Origin of the sequence: Rhodococcus marinonascens NBRC 14363, assembly GCF_001894885.1 — a bacterium.
GTDB lineage: Bacteria > Actinomycetota > Actinomycetes > Mycobacteriales > Mycobacteriaceae > Rhodococcus_F > Rhodococcus_F marinonascens.
Genome location: NZ_BCXB01000003.1, coordinates 216,450 through 233,047, shown reverse-complemented (window position 1 = coordinate 233,047; position 16,598 = coordinate 216,450). Strand labels below are relative to the sequence as shown.

The window sequence follows — 16,598 nt, the reverse complement described above, 5'->3', positions numbered from 1 at the left end:
GGTCCTGCACCGACTTCGCCAGCCGGGTGCGCGCCAGAACCGACCGGCCGGTGAGGGCTGGCGAATCATCTCCGCCTCGAAGGGCGGTGATTCACGAAGGCGGTAGCCGATCAGGGTCTGGTTCGCGACGGTCAGTGCGATGACGAGCCCGGAGAGAAGGGAAAGCTCCTACGGAAGCCGCGGGTCACCCAAGCGTGGACCCGCCGTCGTGCGCGGTCGGCCCGCCGCGGCCGACGGTCGACGGAGTCGGTGGCAACGCGGACCCACTCGCTCCACTGACTCGGCGCGGGGAGCGATTCGACCGTACGAGTCACCAGCCGGTCGATCGCCTCGGAGACCAGTTGGGCACGTTCCAATTGCACCATGTGACCTGCGCCGGGAACCTTCACCAACTCCGTGTCCGGCAATCCTTCCGCGATCGCCTTCGAATACCGAAACGGGGTCAGGACGTCGCGATCACCGCACACCACCAGCGTCTCGATCTCCGCGAGCAACGGCACAGCCGCCGCCTCGTCGTGCTTCTTGAACGACGGCAGGAAGTCGACGAGTGTCTTCAGTGGCGTGTCGTGGATCATCTGTTCGGAGTGCCACATGATTGCCGGGCTGATCCTCCGGTCACCGAACGACGCCGATCTCAGAATCGGCGCCAGGACCTTCTTACCGGCTCCCCGACCGCCCTGCACAACCCGTGGAAGGCGGCGTGCCGCCGTGCTGAAGCCTGCGACGACGGGCGTGTTGAGGGTCCTCGCCAGACCGACGTCCCCCAACGGTTGCGCCGCGGTCGCGATCAACCCCACCCCGACCACACGCGAACCGATCAGGTCGGGATGCTGCCCGACGTACGAGAGGATGGCCATGCCGCCCATTGAGTGACCGACCAGCACTATCGGGCCGTCCGGCACCAGGGCACGGATCACGGCGTCCAGGTCCCTCGCAAGATGAGGGATGGTGCACGTGTCGCGGCGCGGCACGCCGGAGTTCCCGTGCCCTCGCAGATCGAAGAACACCATACGGATCGTACGACCCCACATCCCCTCGAGATGGGAGCGCTGGAAATGCCAACCGGTCATCCGGTTACAGAAGCCGTGGACGAACACCGTCGTCAAAGGAGCACATTCGGGCCCTACCTCGCGCACTGCGAGTGGGACGCCGTCGTCGGCGACGACGACACTACCTCGGTCGCGGCTGAGCAAGTCGAACGTCTCGCCTGCAAACTCGTCGGTCATACTCTCCCAGCCATTGCTCAGTCACGCATTGCTCAGTCACGGACGGTCGATTCTGGCACAGGGATGGGCGACGCAGAGGCCGATCTACAAGGTTGGTTAGTCTGTGTCCAGCATGTCCACCACATCACCGAGCCGATCGGAACTGAAGAAGACCCTCGGCGAACTTACCTTGCGAGACGAGCACCGACTTCGCCGCCGACTGGATCGTGCACGCACGCCCGAAGCGCTCGCCTCGCTGTCGGACGAGATCACCGCGGCACGTGGACGCCTGGCACGAAGGCTTGCCGGCGTGCCACTCATCGAATACCCCGATGCCCTGCCGGTGAGCCGGCGGCGCGACGACATCGCGAAGGCGATCTCCGAGCACCAGGTGGTCATCGTGGCGGGCGAGACAGGGTCCGGCAAGACGACACAGATCCCGAAGATCTGCCTCGAACTGGGCCGTGGTGTGCGCGGCCTCATCGGCCACACTCAGCCTCGGCGCCTCGCCGCCCGCACCGTCGCTGAGCGGATCGCCGAGGAGCTTCACGGTGAACTGGGCGAGACCGTCGGATACACGGTGCGATTTACCGACCAGGTGTCGGACGGGACCATGGTCAAACTGATGACCGACGGCATCTTGCTCGCCGAGATCCAACGCGACAAGATGCTGCGCCGGTACGACACACTCATCATCGACGAGGCTCACGAACGCAGCCTCAACATCGACTTCATCATCGGATACCTGCGGCAACTGTTGCCCCGCAGACCTGATCTCAAGGTGATCATCACATCGGCCACCATCGATCCGGAGCGATTTGCGCGGCATTTCGCCCGCGACGGAGTACCGGCACCGATCGTGGAGGTATCGGGGAGAACGTTCCCCGTCGAGATGCGGTACCGCCCACTCACGGTCGAAGTGGGTGAGCAGACGTTCGACCGCGACCCGGTCGACGCCGTGTGCGAGGCGGTGGAAGAACTGTCCGGCGAGGGCGACGGCGATATCCTCGTCTTCCTGTCCGGTGAACGGGAGATCCGCGACACCGCCGACGCCTTGCGCGACCGGAGGCTGCGGGGAACCGAGATCGTCCCCCTGTACGCGCGTCTATCGGCGGCGGAGCAGCACAAAGTCTTCACGCCCCACACCGGGCGCCGGGTGGTGCTGTCGACGAACGTCGCCGAGACGTCCCTCACCGTGCCCGGCATCAGATATGTCGTCGACCCCGGTACTGCACGAATCTCCCGATACTCGGTGCGCACGAAGGTGCAGCGCCTGCCGATCGAACCGATCTCCCAGGCTTCCGCCCGCCAGCGCTCCGGCCGTTGCGGCCGTGTCGCCGACGGCATCTGCATACGGCTGTACTCGGAAGAAGACTTCGAGGCCCGGCCCGCGTTCACCGAACCGGAGATCCTGCGCACCAACCTCGCGTCCGTCATTCTTCAGATGACGGCGCTCGGCCTTGGCGACATTGCCGCCTTCCCCTTCGTCGCGCCACCCGACCCGCGGGCCGTCCGCGACGGTATCGGTCTGCTCGAGGAACTCGGAGCGATCGAGCACAACACCAAGAGCGAACTGCCCGTCCTCACCCCGGTCGGTCGCGAACTGGCTCAGATACCGGTCGATCCACGAATGGCCCGGATGCTCGTCGAGGCACACCGGAACGGGTGCCTGTCCGAGATGCTCGTGATCGTGTCCGCCCTCTCCATTCAGGACGTGCGGGAACGTCCGGCCGAGTTCGCGCAGGCTGCCGACGAGAAACACGCCCGGTTCAACGTGGAGAACTCCGATTTCCTCGCCTATCTCCAGCTGTGGAAGTACCTTCGCGAGCAGCGGAACGAGCTGTCGTCCAACCAGTTCCGCAAGATGTGCCGAAGCGAGTTTCTGCACTGGCTACGCATCCGCGAATGGCAGGACCTGCACGGACAACTCCGTCAGATCACCCGCGGACTCGGCTGGGAGACCAACGGCGCCACCGTTGCGACGGGCGCAATCCATCAGTCCGTGCTGGCAGGACTGTTGTCGCACATCGGGCTTCGCGAGGGCGACAAGCGCGACTTCCTCGGCGCCCGCGGAAGTCGGTTCGCGATCTTTCCGGGGTCAGGCCTGTTCAAGAACCCACCACGATGGGTGATGGCTGCGGAACTGGTCGAGACGTCACGACTGTGGGCGCGGATGTCCGCCCGGATCGAACCCGAGTGGGCCGAGAAACTTGCCCCACATCTTGTGAAACGCACGTACTCCGAACCACACTGGTCGTCCAAGCGAGGTTCCGCAGCCGCCTGGGAACGGGTGACGCTGTATGGGATCCCACTCGTCGCTCGGCGCGCCGTCAACTACAGCACCATCGACCCCGAGATGTCCCGGGAACTGTTCATCCGCCACGCACTGGTCCAGGGTGAATGGCAGACTCAGCACAAGTTCTTCCACGCCAACCGGGCCCTTCTCGAGGACGTCGAAGAACTCGAGCACCGCGCCCGCAGGCGCGACATCCTCGTCGACGACGACACCCTCTACGACTTCTACGATCAACGCGTCGGCCCGGAAGCCGTGTCGGCGCGCCATTTCGACTCCTGGTGGAAGGTCGCGCGGCGCGCCACACCCGACCTGCTCACGTTCACCCAGTCGACCGTCGTCAACGCCGAGTCCGCTGCGGTCCTCGGCGGCGAATACCCCGACGCGTGGCGTCAGGGCGGCATGCAGTTCCCGCTCACCTACCAGTTCGAACCCGGCAACGAGGAGGATGGCGTCACAGCACACATCCCGATCGCCCTGCTGTCGAGTCTGCGTCCGGTGGGCTTCGACTGGCTCGTCCCCGGTATGAGGGTCGAGTTGGTCACCGCGCTCATCAAGACGCTACCGAAGACCCTTCGACGACAGGTGGTTCCGGCTCCCGACTTCGCGGCCGCCGCGTTGGCAGCCGTCACACCGCGATCCGAACCACTCGTCACGGCGATTGCACGCGAGTTGTCGCGACTCGGGGGCTGCCGCATAGACCCCCAGAACTTCGATTCCACCGCACTGCCCGACCACCTCCGGATGACGTTCGTCGTTGTGGACGAGAAGGGTGCCGTCCTGGGCCGGGGCAAAGACCTCACCTCGCTACGGAAGTCCCTCGCTCCCCGAGTGCAGGTGGAAGTCGCGCGGGCGGCATCGAATTCGGAGCGGCCGCCCGCACTCACCTGGACCCCCACCACCCTCGGCTCACTCGAATCCACCGTGACCCGAGAACTCGGCGGGCAGAGGGTCACCGGCTACCCCGCGCTGGTCCCGGAGGGCGACGGCGTCGCCGTGCGCGTCCTCAGCACGCCCGCTGCTCAACGCGCAGCCATGCGCGCGGGCACGCGACAACTGCTCCTCGCTGCTGTGCCCACGCAGCCAAAAACCGTCACGTCCGGTCTAAGCAACGCACAGAGACTCGCACTGGGGCAAAACCCCGACGGAAGCCTCGACGCACTGATCGACGACTGCCGCAACGCAGTGGCAAACCAGTTGATCTCCGCACGCGGTGCGGCGGTGCGCACACCGCAGGAGTTCGACACCCTGGTGACCGCGGCACGAGCGGAGATGGCACGCAGCGTGGCGGTGCTGCTCCGACTGGTATCGCCGATTCTGGAAGCGGATCACCGTCTCGCAGTGGTCCTGGAGAGCACCGGCGGCGAAGCTGCCGACGACGTAGGCGAACAGCGACAGTCCTTGCTCTTCCCCGGCTTCGTTGCCGACCTCGGCGCGGCCCGACTCCGTGAACTACCCCGCTATCTCGCCGCCGCGACCGCACGCCTCGAAGCCCTGCCTGGGAGCGCACCCCGTGACCAGAAGGGAATGAACGTCCTCGATCGTGTGTACGCCGGGTACGAACGTCTACTTTCGGCATTGCCGGAAGAGCGACACTACTCGGCCGAGGTCGACGCGATTCACTGGATGATAGAGGAACTGCGGGTAAGCCTGTTCGCTCAGAGTCTCGGAACTCCGATCGCAGTCTCAGAGAAGCGAGTCCTCAATTCCATAGAGAAGGTGCGCTGACGCGCAGGACTATGGGGAAGGTGCGCTGACGCGCCGTACCGGATTCAGGCGTCGTCGCTGGATTCCCTTTGTGCACGTAGCTCTTTGATCTCACGAGCGAAGTCCTCTGCGGAGCTGAACGACCGGTACACCGAAGCGAACCGCAGGTACGCCACTTCGTCCAGATCCCTGAGCGGACCCAGAATTGCCAGACCGACCTCATTGCTCGGGATCTCTGCTGACCCCGACGCCCGCACGGCATCTTCGACCTGCTGGGCAAGGAGATTCAGGGCATCGTTGTCGACCTGACGCCCCTGGCAGGCGCGGCGCACACCCCTCACCACCTTCTCCCGACTGAACGGTTCGGTGACACCACTGCGTTTCACGACCGACAGGACTGCGGTCTCGACGGTGGTAAATCGGCGACCACACTCAGGACACGACCGGCGACGGCGAATGGCCTGTCCCTCGTCTGCTTCTCGTGAATCGACTACACGTGAATCCGGGTGCCGGCAGAACGGGCAGTGCATGGCGATTCCTTCGTCGTAGCCGTCGTGGCCGCAACAATTCGCCTCCCCCGGTTGCAAACCGACAAACACCGGTTCACTCAACGGATGCACGATCTCGAAGCGACCACACGAAGTGGTGGAACTGACAGCATCCGAGACTACCCGTCCGCTCGATGTGACAGTCATGCAGAGCGGCGCCCGTCACAGGGTGATCGACGACGGGACGATCAGGCTCTGGCCTGGACGCAACACCGAATTCGACATCGCATTGAGTTCCATGATGCGATCGATGACCACAGCCACCGGAAATCCCGGCGAAACGCGCTTCGCGATAGCAGCCAGGCTCTCTCCCGTCTGCACCTGAACTACCTGCGTGACGACTGCTCCGCCGATGCTGCCCGTCGTAGCGAGTTGAGCCACGCCGACGAGGCCGCACAGCACTCCCGCCGTAATGACGACGCTCGCCAGCACCATCCGCCAGCCGACCTCAGCCTCTTCGCACGCATGATCAGCGCGGGAGACGCGGGCCCGAGTAGACCGATACGAGACGGCGCCAGAATCCGGACGCCGGAGGTCACCATCGCCGGCGTGGCGGCGAGGCTCGGTCCGGTACGTCCTTGCGGCTCGCGGCCGCACGACACCTCGGACGAGCGCGAGCCGGCGGGGAACTGACTGCCGGTCGAGAACTGACTGTCGGTCGAGAACTGCGTTGCCCATCCGTACCTCCGCTGCTCGTTTCCGTCACGATCCACCAGGCTTCCGATCCACCAGGCTTCCGATCCCGCCCGGTGTTCGATCCCGCCCAGTGTTCGATCATGCCAGGCATTCGATCATGCGTTCGAAAGAACACATGTTCGATTCTTACCATGACACCCCGACAATGTCTCCACTTCTCGCGACCCGTGTCGAACAAACGTTTGAAACTCTGACGAAAGCGGGATAGATTCGAGTCACCCGGCACAGCAGTCACACGAGACCCACACCGGGAAAATCGACACACACGGAAAACATTCACATACAGACGGAGGCACCTCGCCATGACGGACGACAGCTCGACCGACGGTTCCGCTCCACGCGTGAGCGGTGGCTCCGCCGTCGGGTTGACCGACCGGCAGCGCCGCGTCCTCGAGGTGATCCGCATGTCGGTGAACGAGCGTGGCTACCCGCCGAGTATCCGGGAGATCGGCGACGCCGTCGGTCTGACGTCCACGTCCTCTGTCGCCCACCAACTCCGCACGCTCGAGAGGAAGGGCGTCCTCCGACGAGACCCCAATCGTCCGCGCGCGGTAGATATACGCAGCCTCGACGAGGCAGCAGCGGGCGTCGCGGCCAGCTCGGCCGTCAGGGTCGGTCCTGCCACCGTCGCATCCGGCACGGAGGACGTCTCGCATCCAGAACCCACATTCGTCCCCGTCCTCGGCCGCATCGCCGCCGGCGGTCCGATCCTGGCTGAGGAGGCCATCGAGGACGTCTTCCCTCTTCCGCGTGAGCTCGTAGGTCAGGGTTCGCTGTTCCTCCTGAAGGTGGTGGGCGAGTCCATGATCGACGCTGCGATCTGCGACGGCGATTGGGTGGTGGTCCGTCAGCAGAACGTGGCGGAGAACGGCGACATCGTCGCCGCGATGATCGACGGCGAGGCCACGGTCAAGACATTCAAGCGCACGAAGAACGAAGTCTGGCTGACGCCGCACAATCCACTGTTCGAGCCGATCTCCGGTAACAATGCCGCCATTCTCGGCAAGGTCGTAACGGTCATGCGCAAAATCTAGCGATTCGCCTCGGCAAATCCGGCATGTCTCACCTCAGAGATTGAGGCCGCGACCGATAATCTCCTTCATGATCTCCGTTGTACCGCCGTAAATGGTCTGTACACGAGAGTCCATGTATGCCTTGGCGATCGGGTATTCCTTCATGTAGCCGTAGCCACCGTGGAGTTGCAGGCACCGGTCGATCAACCGGACCTGCGCCTCGGTGGTCCACCACTTCGCCATGGCGGCTTCCTGCACCGACAATTTTTCGTCATTGAGCATCTCGATGAACTTGTCGACGAGGACACGGACCGCCGTCGTCTCGGTGGCAAGTTCGGCGAGCACGAACCGGGTGTTCTGAAAGCTGCCGATCGACTTGCCGAAAGCCTTCCGGTCACGGCAGTACTGGATGGTCATATCCAGCGCCGACTCCATCGCTGCCGCGGCCACGACGGCGATCGACAGCCGCTCCTGCGGGAGGTTCTTCATCAGATAGAGGAAGCCCCTTCCTTCCTCGCCGAGGAGGTTGGCGCCCGGGACACGGACATCGGTGAAGCTCAGTTCGGCCGTGTCCTGCGCCTTCATCCCGATCTTGTCGAGATTGCGGCCACGTTCGAAGCCCAGCATGCCCCGTTCGACGACGAGGAGACTGAATCCCTGCGCACCCTTGTCCGGATCGGTACACGCGACGACGATCACGAGGTCTGCATTGATGCCGTTCGTGATGAAGGTCTTGGAGCCGTTGAGAACCCAGTCGTCACCGTCGCGCACCGCGCGCGTCTTGATGCCCTGCAGGTCGCTGCCGGTGCCCGGTTCGGTCATCGCGATCGCGGTGATCAACTCACCTGAGGAGAAGCCCGGCAACCAGCGCTGCTTCTGCTCGTCGTTGCACAGGTCGAGCAGGTAGGGCGCCACGACGTCGTTGTGCAGCGTGAACCCGATGCCACTGTATCCGCCGCGGGTGTTCTCCTCGGTGACGATTGCGTTGTACCGGAAGTCACGTACTCCGCCGCCACCGAATTCCTCCGGCACCGCCGTACCGAGGAAGCCCTGCTTGCCGGCCTCGATCCACAGGCTGCGGTCGACGATGTTTTGTTCTTCCCACTTGGCGTGGTTCGGCTCGGCGTACTGTGCGAGAAACTTTCGGTACGACTCACGGAACAGTTCGTGTTCCGGTTCGAACAGGGTGCGCTCCACGCCGGGCTCCTCATGTCAACTATCTCGGTCCGTCACCTTCAACGTTAGAGGTGCGGAACGGTGTGGTGAATGACTCAGACGATCTGGATTCGTGACTCCCGGACACGGTGTCAGGCCTTGCGGAACCTCGCGAGCGAGCGCATGACCGGGTACGCGACGAGAATACCCACCGATCCCCACGCGATCCCACCCAGTTCCACGGACCCGATGGCCAGTGTGAGGTCCCCGATGCCCGCGACCAGCGCCGCAGCGCCCACGGTCAAGTTCACCGGGTCGGTGAAGTCCACCCCCGCATCCATCCAGATCCGCACGCCGAGCACACCGATCAGTCCGTACAGCACGAGGGTGGCGCCGCCGATCACACCGCTCGGCACCGTGAACACGAGGGCACCGAATTTCGGCGAGAACGCCAGAACCACTGCGGTCGCGGCCGCGACCCAGTATGCGGCAGTGGAGTAGACGCGCGTCGCGGCCATGACTCCGATGTTCTCCGCGTACGTGGTGGTTCCGGATCCGCCGCCGAAACCTGCGAGGGTGGTAGCCAGGCCGTCCGCAACGAGCGCGTTACCGGCGACGTCGTCGAGCGAACGCCCGGTCAGCGCGGACACCGCCTTGACGTGGCCGACGTTCTCCGCGACCAGCACGATCACCACCGGCAGAGTCAGGGCGATCACCGACCATTCGAACGTCGGCCCCCGCAGTTCGGGCACTCCGAACCAGGCCGCGTCCCGCAGTGCCGTCACGCGTTCGTCGGCGAGTCCGCCGATCACAGCAGCGAACACCCACCCGACCGCAACACCAACCAGAATGCCGAGGCGCCCCAGTAGTCCCGGGCCGAGGACCGTCACGAGCAGGATCGACAGGAGCGTCACACCCGCGATCAGCGGCTGCGATTGAAACGAATCCACCGCCGTGGGCGCGAGATTGAGACCGATCAGCGCGACTACGGCACCTGTCACGACGGGCGGCATGCAGGCATCGATGACCCGCGAGCCGGTAAGCTTCACCGCCACACCCACCAGAAGCAGCAGCACGCCCGCCGCGACCACGCCACCGAGTTGCGCTGCGGCACCCGACCCTTGCGAAGCCGTGAGCGGCGCGATAAAGGCGAACGAGGATCCGAGGTAGCTGGGGATTCGGCCACGGGTAATCAGCAGGAACAGCGCGGTGCCGATGCCGGAGAACAGCAGCGTGGTCGTGACCGGGAACCCGGTGATGGTCGGTACGAGCAGGGTCGCCCCGAACATCGCAATGACGTGCTGCATGCCGATTCCGATGGTGCGCGGCCAGGTCAGACGCTCTCCGGGGGCAACCACCTCGCCCTCGGTGATCCGTCGGCCGTCGCCGTGCACCGTCCATCCGAAAGCCTTGGTGGGGGTGGTCTGGTCAGTGGTTCCATCGGTGCTCTGCGAGTCGCCCTTGCGGCGGGAAGCGTCGTTTTCTATCGTCACAGTTCGCCAATACTAGGGGGAAGGTTCGGAGTTCGGTGAATCCGGACCGGACCCGGTCAGCGGGGGTGGATCACTCCAACACGCGCGCGGCCGCGGCGCGCGCGTGCGCCGGATCGTCGGCCGTGAGCACGTCTTCGGCCGCTCGACGGCAGTCGGCGAGCGACACCGTCCCGATCTTCGCTCCGACCGCCGACACGGCAGCACCTGCACAGGACAGCGAAGTGATACCAAGTCCGATCAGCACGCAGGCGAGCAATGGATCAGCTGCTGCCTCTCCGCACACGCCTACAGGCTTTTCGACGGCGATCCCTGCCCCCGCCGTCCGTGCCACGAGCGCCAGCACGGCAGGCTGCCACGGGTCGGTGAACGACGCCAGATCGGAAGACATCCGGTCGGCGGCCATCGTGTATTGCGCGAGGTCGTTCGTCCCGATGGACAGGAAGTCCACGTGCCCGAGGAGACGGTCCGCGAGGAGTGCGGCGGAGGGGACCTCCACCATCACGCCGGGCACGAGGCCACGAGCACGTACCTGCGCTGCGAAGGACTCCGCCTCAGAGGGGGTCGCGATCATGGGTGCCATCACCCAGGGCTGTGACTTCGTCTGCCTGGCCGCGATGGCGATGGCGTCGAGCTGCCGGCTGAGGATGCCCGGGTTCTCTGCCGCGATCCGGATGCCGCGAACACCGAGTGCCGGGTTCGCCTCGTCGGCGTGATGGGCAAAGAGAAGTGGCTTGTCCGAACCTGCATCAAGTGTCCGAATCACGACCTTGCGCCCAGCGAACGCCTCGAGCACCTCACTGTAGATCTCGGCCTGCTCGTCAACGCTTGGCTCGGAATCGCGGTCCAGAAAGCACAATTCGGTGCGGAACAGTCCGACACCTTCGGCAGCGGTGGTACCGGCCGACCGCGCGCCTGCGCCATCCTGAACGTTGGCCAAGATGGAGACCGACACGCCGTCACTCGTGCGACCCGGACCGTTCCACGCCTGGATGCGCATCCGGTCGGCGCGGCCCTGCTCCACCGCTGCGCGGGCCTCGCCGGGGTCCGGTTCCACCACCAGTTCGCCCGCCTCACCGTTGAGCAAGGCAGACGTACCGGAAGTCACGGACTCGAGGCCGTGCACCGCTACGACGCACGGGATTCCCAGTTGCCGCGCGATGATCGCGGTGTGACTGGTCGGTCCACCGAGGACGGTGACGAGACCGATGATCATTTCGGGATCGAGACCCGCCGTGTCGGCAGGCGCCAGGTCCTGGGCACAGAGGATCGACGGCGTCGCTGGCACCAGGATTCCAGGTTCCGGAAGGCCCAGGAGTTCGGAGACGACTCGATCCCGGATGTCGCGAAGATCGGTCACGCGCTCTGCCATCAGCCCACCCATATTGGTGAACAGAGCGACGAACTGTTCGGTGGCCTCGACCGCCGCTTCCTCCGCCGGGGTTCCATCGGCAATCAGTTTTTGCGCCGCCCCCAGCCAACCGCGGTCCACCGCCATGGTGGCATTGGCCAACAATACCTGGGCTGCGGCACCGGAGACCGTCGTCGCACGATCACGCAGTCGCTGCGAGACCAAAGCGGCTGCCTCCTCGAAGCGGACCTTTTCACCGTCTCGCGTCGATGCGTCGATGCGGGGCATCCCGGGCACGACCTCAGGCCTCGGAGCCGTCCAGATCACGGGCGCAAAGGCGATACCCGGAACTACCGGCGTACCTCGCACGATTTCACGATCTTCGGTCATCGGTCCTCCTGGCAGGCTCGCTTCTGTCTACGTGCCGGAGATTACTCAGCACTCTTGACATGTCAACATCTTCGGGCGTAAACCAACATGACACAACATCCATGTGGTGGGTAGGCCTCAGCCCTGCCATCACCAAAACGTTGATCGACGAGAAGAGGACAGGAAGCGGTGTATCCGGAAGAACGCCGACAAGCGGTCGCCACACTGATCTCCCAGCGGGGGCGTATGTCGGTTGCGGATTTGTCCGCCACATTCGGCGTCACCACCGAAACCGTGCGCCGCGACCTCGCTCTGCTCGAGCGTCTCGGGCACGTCCGCCGAGTACACGGCGGCGCCGTGCCGGCCACGTCACTCACCGTCACGGAACCGGGGTTGGCGGAGCGCGACCACACTCGCGCCGAGCACAAGGACCGGATTGCCAAGCAGGCGGGCTCCTACCTCCCGCCAACCGGAGGCAGTGTCCTGTTCGACGCGGGAACCACTACGGGACGCATCATCCCCGAACTCCCCTCCGATCTCGACCTCTCGGTGATCACCAACTCCGTTCCGATCGCGGCCCGCCTCGCCGGGATCAACTCGGTCAGACTCCACATGCTGGGCGGCCGCGTCCGCGGAATCACGCAGGCCACTGTCGGGGAGGAGGCCCTGCGTGTCCTCGACGTCCTCCGCGTCGACGTCGCGTTCATCGGCACCAACGCGCTCAGCGTCGAACACGGTCTGTCCACTCCGGACACTGACGAGGCGGCGGTAAAGCGCGCGATGGTCTGCTGCGCCAACTGCGTGGTGGTCGTCGCCGACTCGTCGAAGGTGGGCCGCGAACACCTCGTGAGCTTTGCGCCCGTCCACAGTGTCGACATTCTCGTGACCGACGACGAGATCAGTTCGACGGACCGGGCCAAGTTCCGCGACCAGGGAATCGAGGTGGTGATCGCATGATCGTGACGTTGACCGCCAATCCGAGCATCGACCGCACGGTCGACCTTCTGGGACGCCTCGAACGGGGAAGAGTGCTGCGCGCAACCGCAGCCCACATCGATCCCGGCGGCAAAGGCGTCAATGTTGCGCGGGCACTCACGTCGGCCGGTGTCGCCACGCTGGCGGTCCTGCCTGGCAACGACGGGGATCCGCTGCTGGCCGCCCTGTCCGAGCGCAGAGTCGAGCACATCGGCGTGGCGATGCCCGGCGCGGCCCGCACGAACATCACGATCACCGAACCCGACGGCACCACCACCAAGATCAACGAACCGGGCGTCACGATGTCCGAGCAATCCCTCGCGGACCTACAGACCGAGATCATTGAACGCGGGTCCCACGCGGAATGGGTCGTGCTGTCCGGTTCGCTCCCCCCGGGCATTCCCACCGACTGGTACGCGACACTCGTGGAGGCGTTGCGCCCGTCCGCGTGCCGAGTCGCCATCGACACGTCTGACGCCCCACTCCTCGCCCTAGCGAGACGATTTCCCGCCGCCGGCCCCGACCTCGTCAAACCCAACAGCGAGGAACTCGCTCAGTTGACTGGCGCCGACGACGCGCTACTCGAAGAGTCTGCGCTACGCGGAGATCCGACGGTCACCGCGCACGCAGCCCGGCAACTCGTGGACAGCGGAGTCGGAGCGGTCCTCGCCACTCTCGGCGCCGCCGGTGCCGTTCTCGTAACGGACGCCGGCGCCTGGTGGGCGACCCCACCGCCGATCGTTGCCCGCAGCACCGTGGGCGCGGGCGACTCGTCCCTGGCGGGATATCTGGCAGCACACATAGGCGGCGCACCGCCCGCTGACTGTCTCCGTTCCGCCGTCGCCTACGGCAGCGCGGCAGCGGCCCTCCCCGGCACCGCATTGCCGACTCCCGAACACGTCGACATCGGCGCCGTCACCGTCACAGTTCTCAACTCCCCAGCCCCTGATCCGGCCCAAAGCAGAAGGAACCGCCATGTCTGACTCGCCACCCGACCGCGAAGCGGGTTCACCGATCATCAGCGAAGATCTGGTCTCCCTGGATTCCGACCTCGGGGCTTCCAGAGACGACGTGATCTTCGCGCTCGCCAATCGTCTGACGGACGCAGGACGCGCCACCGATGCGGGTGCGCTCCGCGAAGCCGCGATGGAACGCGAATCTCAGTCGGCGACAGGTCTTCCCGGCGGAATTGCCATCCCTCACTGCCGCGCAGCCACCGTCCGGGCTGCCTCCCTCGGATTCGCCCGACTCGACCCGAGGGTCGACTTCGGCGCACCCGACGGCCCCGCCGACCTGGTGTTCCTCATCGCCGCACCCGAGGGTGCCGGTGCCCAGCACATGAAGTTGCTGTCCTCACTCGCACGGGCGCTGGTACGCCCCGACTTCGTCGGTGCACTACGTGAGGCGAACACACCGGCCGACATCGTCACCCTGGTCGAGGGCGTCCTCGCACCCGCAGCACCCCCATCGACCCAGTCGGCCGCGGCAGTCACTGCCGAGATCGGGGCCGCCGAAACCGGCGCTGCCGAAACCGAACCGGAGGCCGAAACCGAAACGCCACAGAGGCACATCGTTGCCGTCACGGCATGCCCCACAGGCATCGCTCACACCTACATGGCCGCCGACTCACTCGTTGCCGCAGGCAAGCGTGCGGGCATCACCGTCCACGTGGAGACCCAGGGTTCGAGCGGCAGCACACCGCTGGCGCCCAGGGTGATCGCGGAGGCGTCCGCCGTCATCTTCGCCACCGACGTCGGGGTCAAGGGCAAGGACCGTTTCGCCGGCAAACCGATGGTCACATCCGGCGTGAAACGTGCGATCAACGAACCCGACACCATGATCGCCGAAGCCCTCCGCGCCGGCTCGAACGAGTCACTCGCCACCGTGCGCACAGGCAGCGGGGCCGCGGACGCCGAAGAACCGGTCGGTTCGATCGGCTGGGGCACCCACCTACGGCAGGTGCTGCTCACCGGTGTCAGCTACATGATTCCGTTCGTCGCCGCCGGTGGTCTTCTGATCGCACTCGGCTTCCTGCTCGGCGGATACGAGATCGACGGTCCCGCATCGGACATCGTCCTCAACAACTCCCTGGGCAACCTGCCGGACGGTGGCCTGACGACATATCTGGGCGCGGTGCTGTTCCAACTGGGGTCACTGGCCTTCGACTTCCTGGTTCCGGCTCTCGCCGGCTACATCGCGTTCGCGATCGCCGACAGACCCGGTCTCGCACCCGGATTCACCGCGGGCGCCGTGGCAGTGTTCGTGGGCGCGGGCTTCATCGGAGGTCTGGTCGGTGGCCTGATCGCCGGCGTGGTGGCACTGTGGATCAGCCGGATCGCGGTTCCCCGGTGGCTGCGCGGCCTGATGCCGGTGGTCGTCATCCCGTTGTTGGCAACCCTGATCGTCGGCGCGCTGATGTTCCTGGTCCTCGGTCGTCCCCTCGCCGCGATCACCTCGGGCCTGACGGACTGGCTCAACGGTCTGTCGGGCAGTTCCGCCGTCTTCCTCGGCATCATCCTCGGACTGATGATGTGCTTCGATCTCGGAGGCCCGGTGAACAAGGCGGCGTATGCGTTCGCGGTTGCCGGACTGAATGTCAACGATCCCGCGACGCTCCGCATCATGGCCGCCGTGATGGCGGCCGGCATGGTTCCACCGCTGGCGATGGCACTGGCCTCGACCCTCCTGCGCCCCAGCCTGTTCAGCGAGGCGGAACGAGAGAACGGTAAGGCGGCCTGGTTACTGGGCTCGGCGTTCATCTCGGAAGGTGCCATTCCGTTCGCCGCCGCCGATCCGTTGCGCGTCATTCCCTCGATGATGGCCGGCGGTGCCGTCACCGGAGCCCTGATCATGGCGTTCGACGTCAGCCTCAGCGCGCCGCACGGCGGAATATTTGTGTTCTTCGCGGTCGGGAATCTGTTGTGGTTCCTCGTGTCACTGGCGGTCGGCGCGGTTGTGGCGACGCTGTGCGTCATCGGTGCCAAGGAATTCATCAGGCCCGGCACGTCGGACGCCGAACTCGACCCCGACGTCGCGGCGGTCGCCGCGTAAGAAAAGCCGATCCATCCGCTCGACCGAATATCCCCACCCTGAAAGAGGAGAAAGTACATGCCCAGCACCACAGTCGCCGTCGGTTCGTCCATCGGCCTGCACGCCCGCCCCGCCGCCGTCATCGCCGAGGCGGTCGCCACCGCCGGAGTGCCGGTCACGCTCGCCGTGGCGGACGGCGAACCGGTGGACGCCGGGTCCGCCCTGCTCATCATGACGCTCGGCGCCACTCAAGGCACCGATGTCACGGTTACCAGCGAGGACGCCGACACCGTCGAGAGGGTCGCGCAACTGGTGGCAGCAGACCTCGACGCATGACTACTACTTCCTCCACAGGGCCAACTACGACCGGGCCATTCTGCGCGATCGTGGGGGGGAAGTTCTGGTACTCGGGCGGTGTCAACACTTTCGCCGTGTTCACCTGGTTGGTCGGGGCATCCACCTCGATCGTTCTCACTTTCGTATATCCGAGTCCGATCGGCGCCACTATTCCGACATTCGCCGTCAGCTTCGTGCTCTACCTGACATGGGCACTGCCGCGGCGCAACCAACTCTCGGCTTCCACACCGGGCAGACGTCTCGCCGACGTCCCGCAGCACAAGTAGGCATCACCAAGTGGTCGGGAGGTGTTCGATCGTTTGGACACGCACAATGATCAGGTGAGCGTCACCTGATTCTTACCGGGATGCCGCCGAAGTTCCACGGAACTCGGAGCATCGTCCGCACTGACAGGAGCTCGTCCATACTG

Annotated in this window: 13 protein-coding genes; 7 read left to right on the top strand and 6 right to left on the bottom strand. The window is 65.3% G+C overall.

Going from position 1 to position 16,598, the window contains the following annotated elements:
• Positions 1-131: 131 nt before the first annotated feature.
• Entirely contained in the window at positions 132-1,226 is a 1,095-nt protein-coding gene (locus RM2_RS04745; protein WP_084721633.1) for an alpha/beta fold hydrolase, read from the bottom strand.
• A gap of 112 nt (positions 1,227-1,338) precedes the next feature.
• Between RM2_RS04745 and hrpA the strand changes: the two genes are divergently transcribed.
• Positions 1,339-5,226 carry an ATP-dependent RNA helicase HrpA gene (gene hrpA / locus RM2_RS04740; RefSeq protein ID WP_072687672.1) on the top strand — a complete coding sequence of 1,296 codons (3,888 nt, stop codon included), beginning with the start codon at positions 1,339-1,341 and terminating at the stop codon, positions 5,224-5,226.
• Between the two features lie 44 nt (positions 5,227-5,270).
• Here hrpA and nrdR read toward each other — a convergent pair whose 3' ends face one another.
• Both nrdR and RM2_RS04730 read right to left on the bottom strand, forming a co-directional pair.
• Complete coding sequence (gene nrdR / locus RM2_RS04735; RefSeq protein WP_072687746.1) at positions 5,271-5,735, bottom strand: transcriptional regulator NrdR; 465 nt, start codon at positions 5,733-5,735, stop codon at positions 5,271-5,273.
• Between the two features lie 180 nt (positions 5,736-5,915).
• Entirely contained in the window at positions 5,916-6,431 is a 516-nt protein-coding gene (locus RM2_RS04730) for a LysM peptidoglycan-binding domain-containing protein (RefSeq protein WP_072687671.1), read from the bottom strand.
• 320 nt (positions 6,432-6,751) lie between these two features.
• On the opposite strand from RM2_RS04730, the gene lexA reads away from it, so the two are divergent.
• Positions 6,752-7,483, top strand: a complete 732-nt coding sequence (gene lexA / locus RM2_RS04725) for a transcriptional repressor LexA (RefSeq protein ID WP_072687670.1) — start codon at positions 6,752-6,754, stop codon at positions 7,481-7,483.
• 33 nt (positions 7,484-7,516) lie between these two features.
• On the opposite strand, the gene RM2_RS04720 is transcribed toward lexA, so the two are convergent.
• The 3 genes from RM2_RS04720 to ptsP all read right to left on the bottom strand — a co-directional run bounded on the left by RM2_RS04720 (position 7,517) and on the right by ptsP (position 11,848).
• Positions 7,517-8,659, bottom strand: coding sequence for an acyl-CoA dehydrogenase family protein (locus tag RM2_RS04720; RefSeq protein WP_072687669.1), 1,143 nt, complete (start codon positions 8,657-8,659; stop codon positions 7,517-7,519).
• Between the two features lie 110 nt (positions 8,660-8,769).
• The gene (locus tag RM2_RS04715) at positions 8,770-10,011 is read right to left on the bottom strand and encodes a uracil-xanthine permease family protein (protein WP_072687745.1); all 1,242 of its coding nucleotides are present in this window, start codon (positions 10,009-10,011) and stop codon (positions 8,770-8,772) included.
• Positions 10,012-10,180: 169 nt separating this feature from the next.
• Positions 10,181-11,848, bottom strand: a complete 1,668-nt coding sequence (gene ptsP / locus RM2_RS04710; protein WP_072687668.1) for a phosphoenolpyruvate--protein phosphotransferase — start codon at positions 11,846-11,848, stop codon at positions 10,181-10,183.
• 168 nt (positions 11,849-12,016) lie between these two features.
• On the opposite strand from ptsP, the gene RM2_RS04705 reads away from it, so the two are divergent.
• From RM2_RS04705 to RM2_RS04685, 5 genes are read left to right on the top strand one after another with little or no spacing between them, the layout of a single operon-like run.
• On the top strand, positions 12,017-12,784 hold the full coding sequence (locus RM2_RS04705; RefSeq protein WP_072687667.1) for a DeoR/GlpR family DNA-binding transcription regulator: 768 nt from the start codon (positions 12,017-12,019) through the stop codon (positions 12,782-12,784).
• Positions 12,781-13,785, top strand: a complete 1,005-nt coding sequence (gene pfkB, locus RM2_RS04700; protein WP_072687666.1) for a 1-phosphofructokinase — start codon at positions 12,781-12,783, stop codon at positions 13,783-13,785. The genes RM2_RS04705 and pfkB overlap by 4 nt, the downstream gene beginning before the upstream one ends.
• Complete coding sequence (locus tag RM2_RS04695) at positions 13,778-15,853, top strand: PTS fructose transporter subunit IIABC (protein WP_072687665.1); 2,076 nt, start codon at positions 13,778-13,780, stop codon at positions 15,851-15,853. Before pfkB ends, RM2_RS04695 begins: the two co-directional genes overlap by 8 nt.
• 57 nt (positions 15,854-15,910) lie before the next feature.
• Positions 15,911-16,168: an HPr family phosphocarrier protein gene (locus tag RM2_RS04690; RefSeq protein ID WP_072687664.1), complete on the top strand. Its 258-nt coding sequence runs from the start codon at positions 15,911-15,913 to the stop codon at positions 16,166-16,168.
• Positions 16,165-16,455 carry a hypothetical protein gene (locus tag RM2_RS04685; RefSeq protein ID WP_139277664.1) on the top strand — a complete coding sequence of 97 codons (291 nt, stop codon included), beginning with the start codon at positions 16,165-16,167 and terminating at the stop codon, positions 16,453-16,455. The genes RM2_RS04690 and RM2_RS04685 overlap by 4 nt, the downstream gene beginning before the upstream one ends.
• The last annotated feature ends 143 nt before the right edge of the window (positions 16,456-16,598 follow it).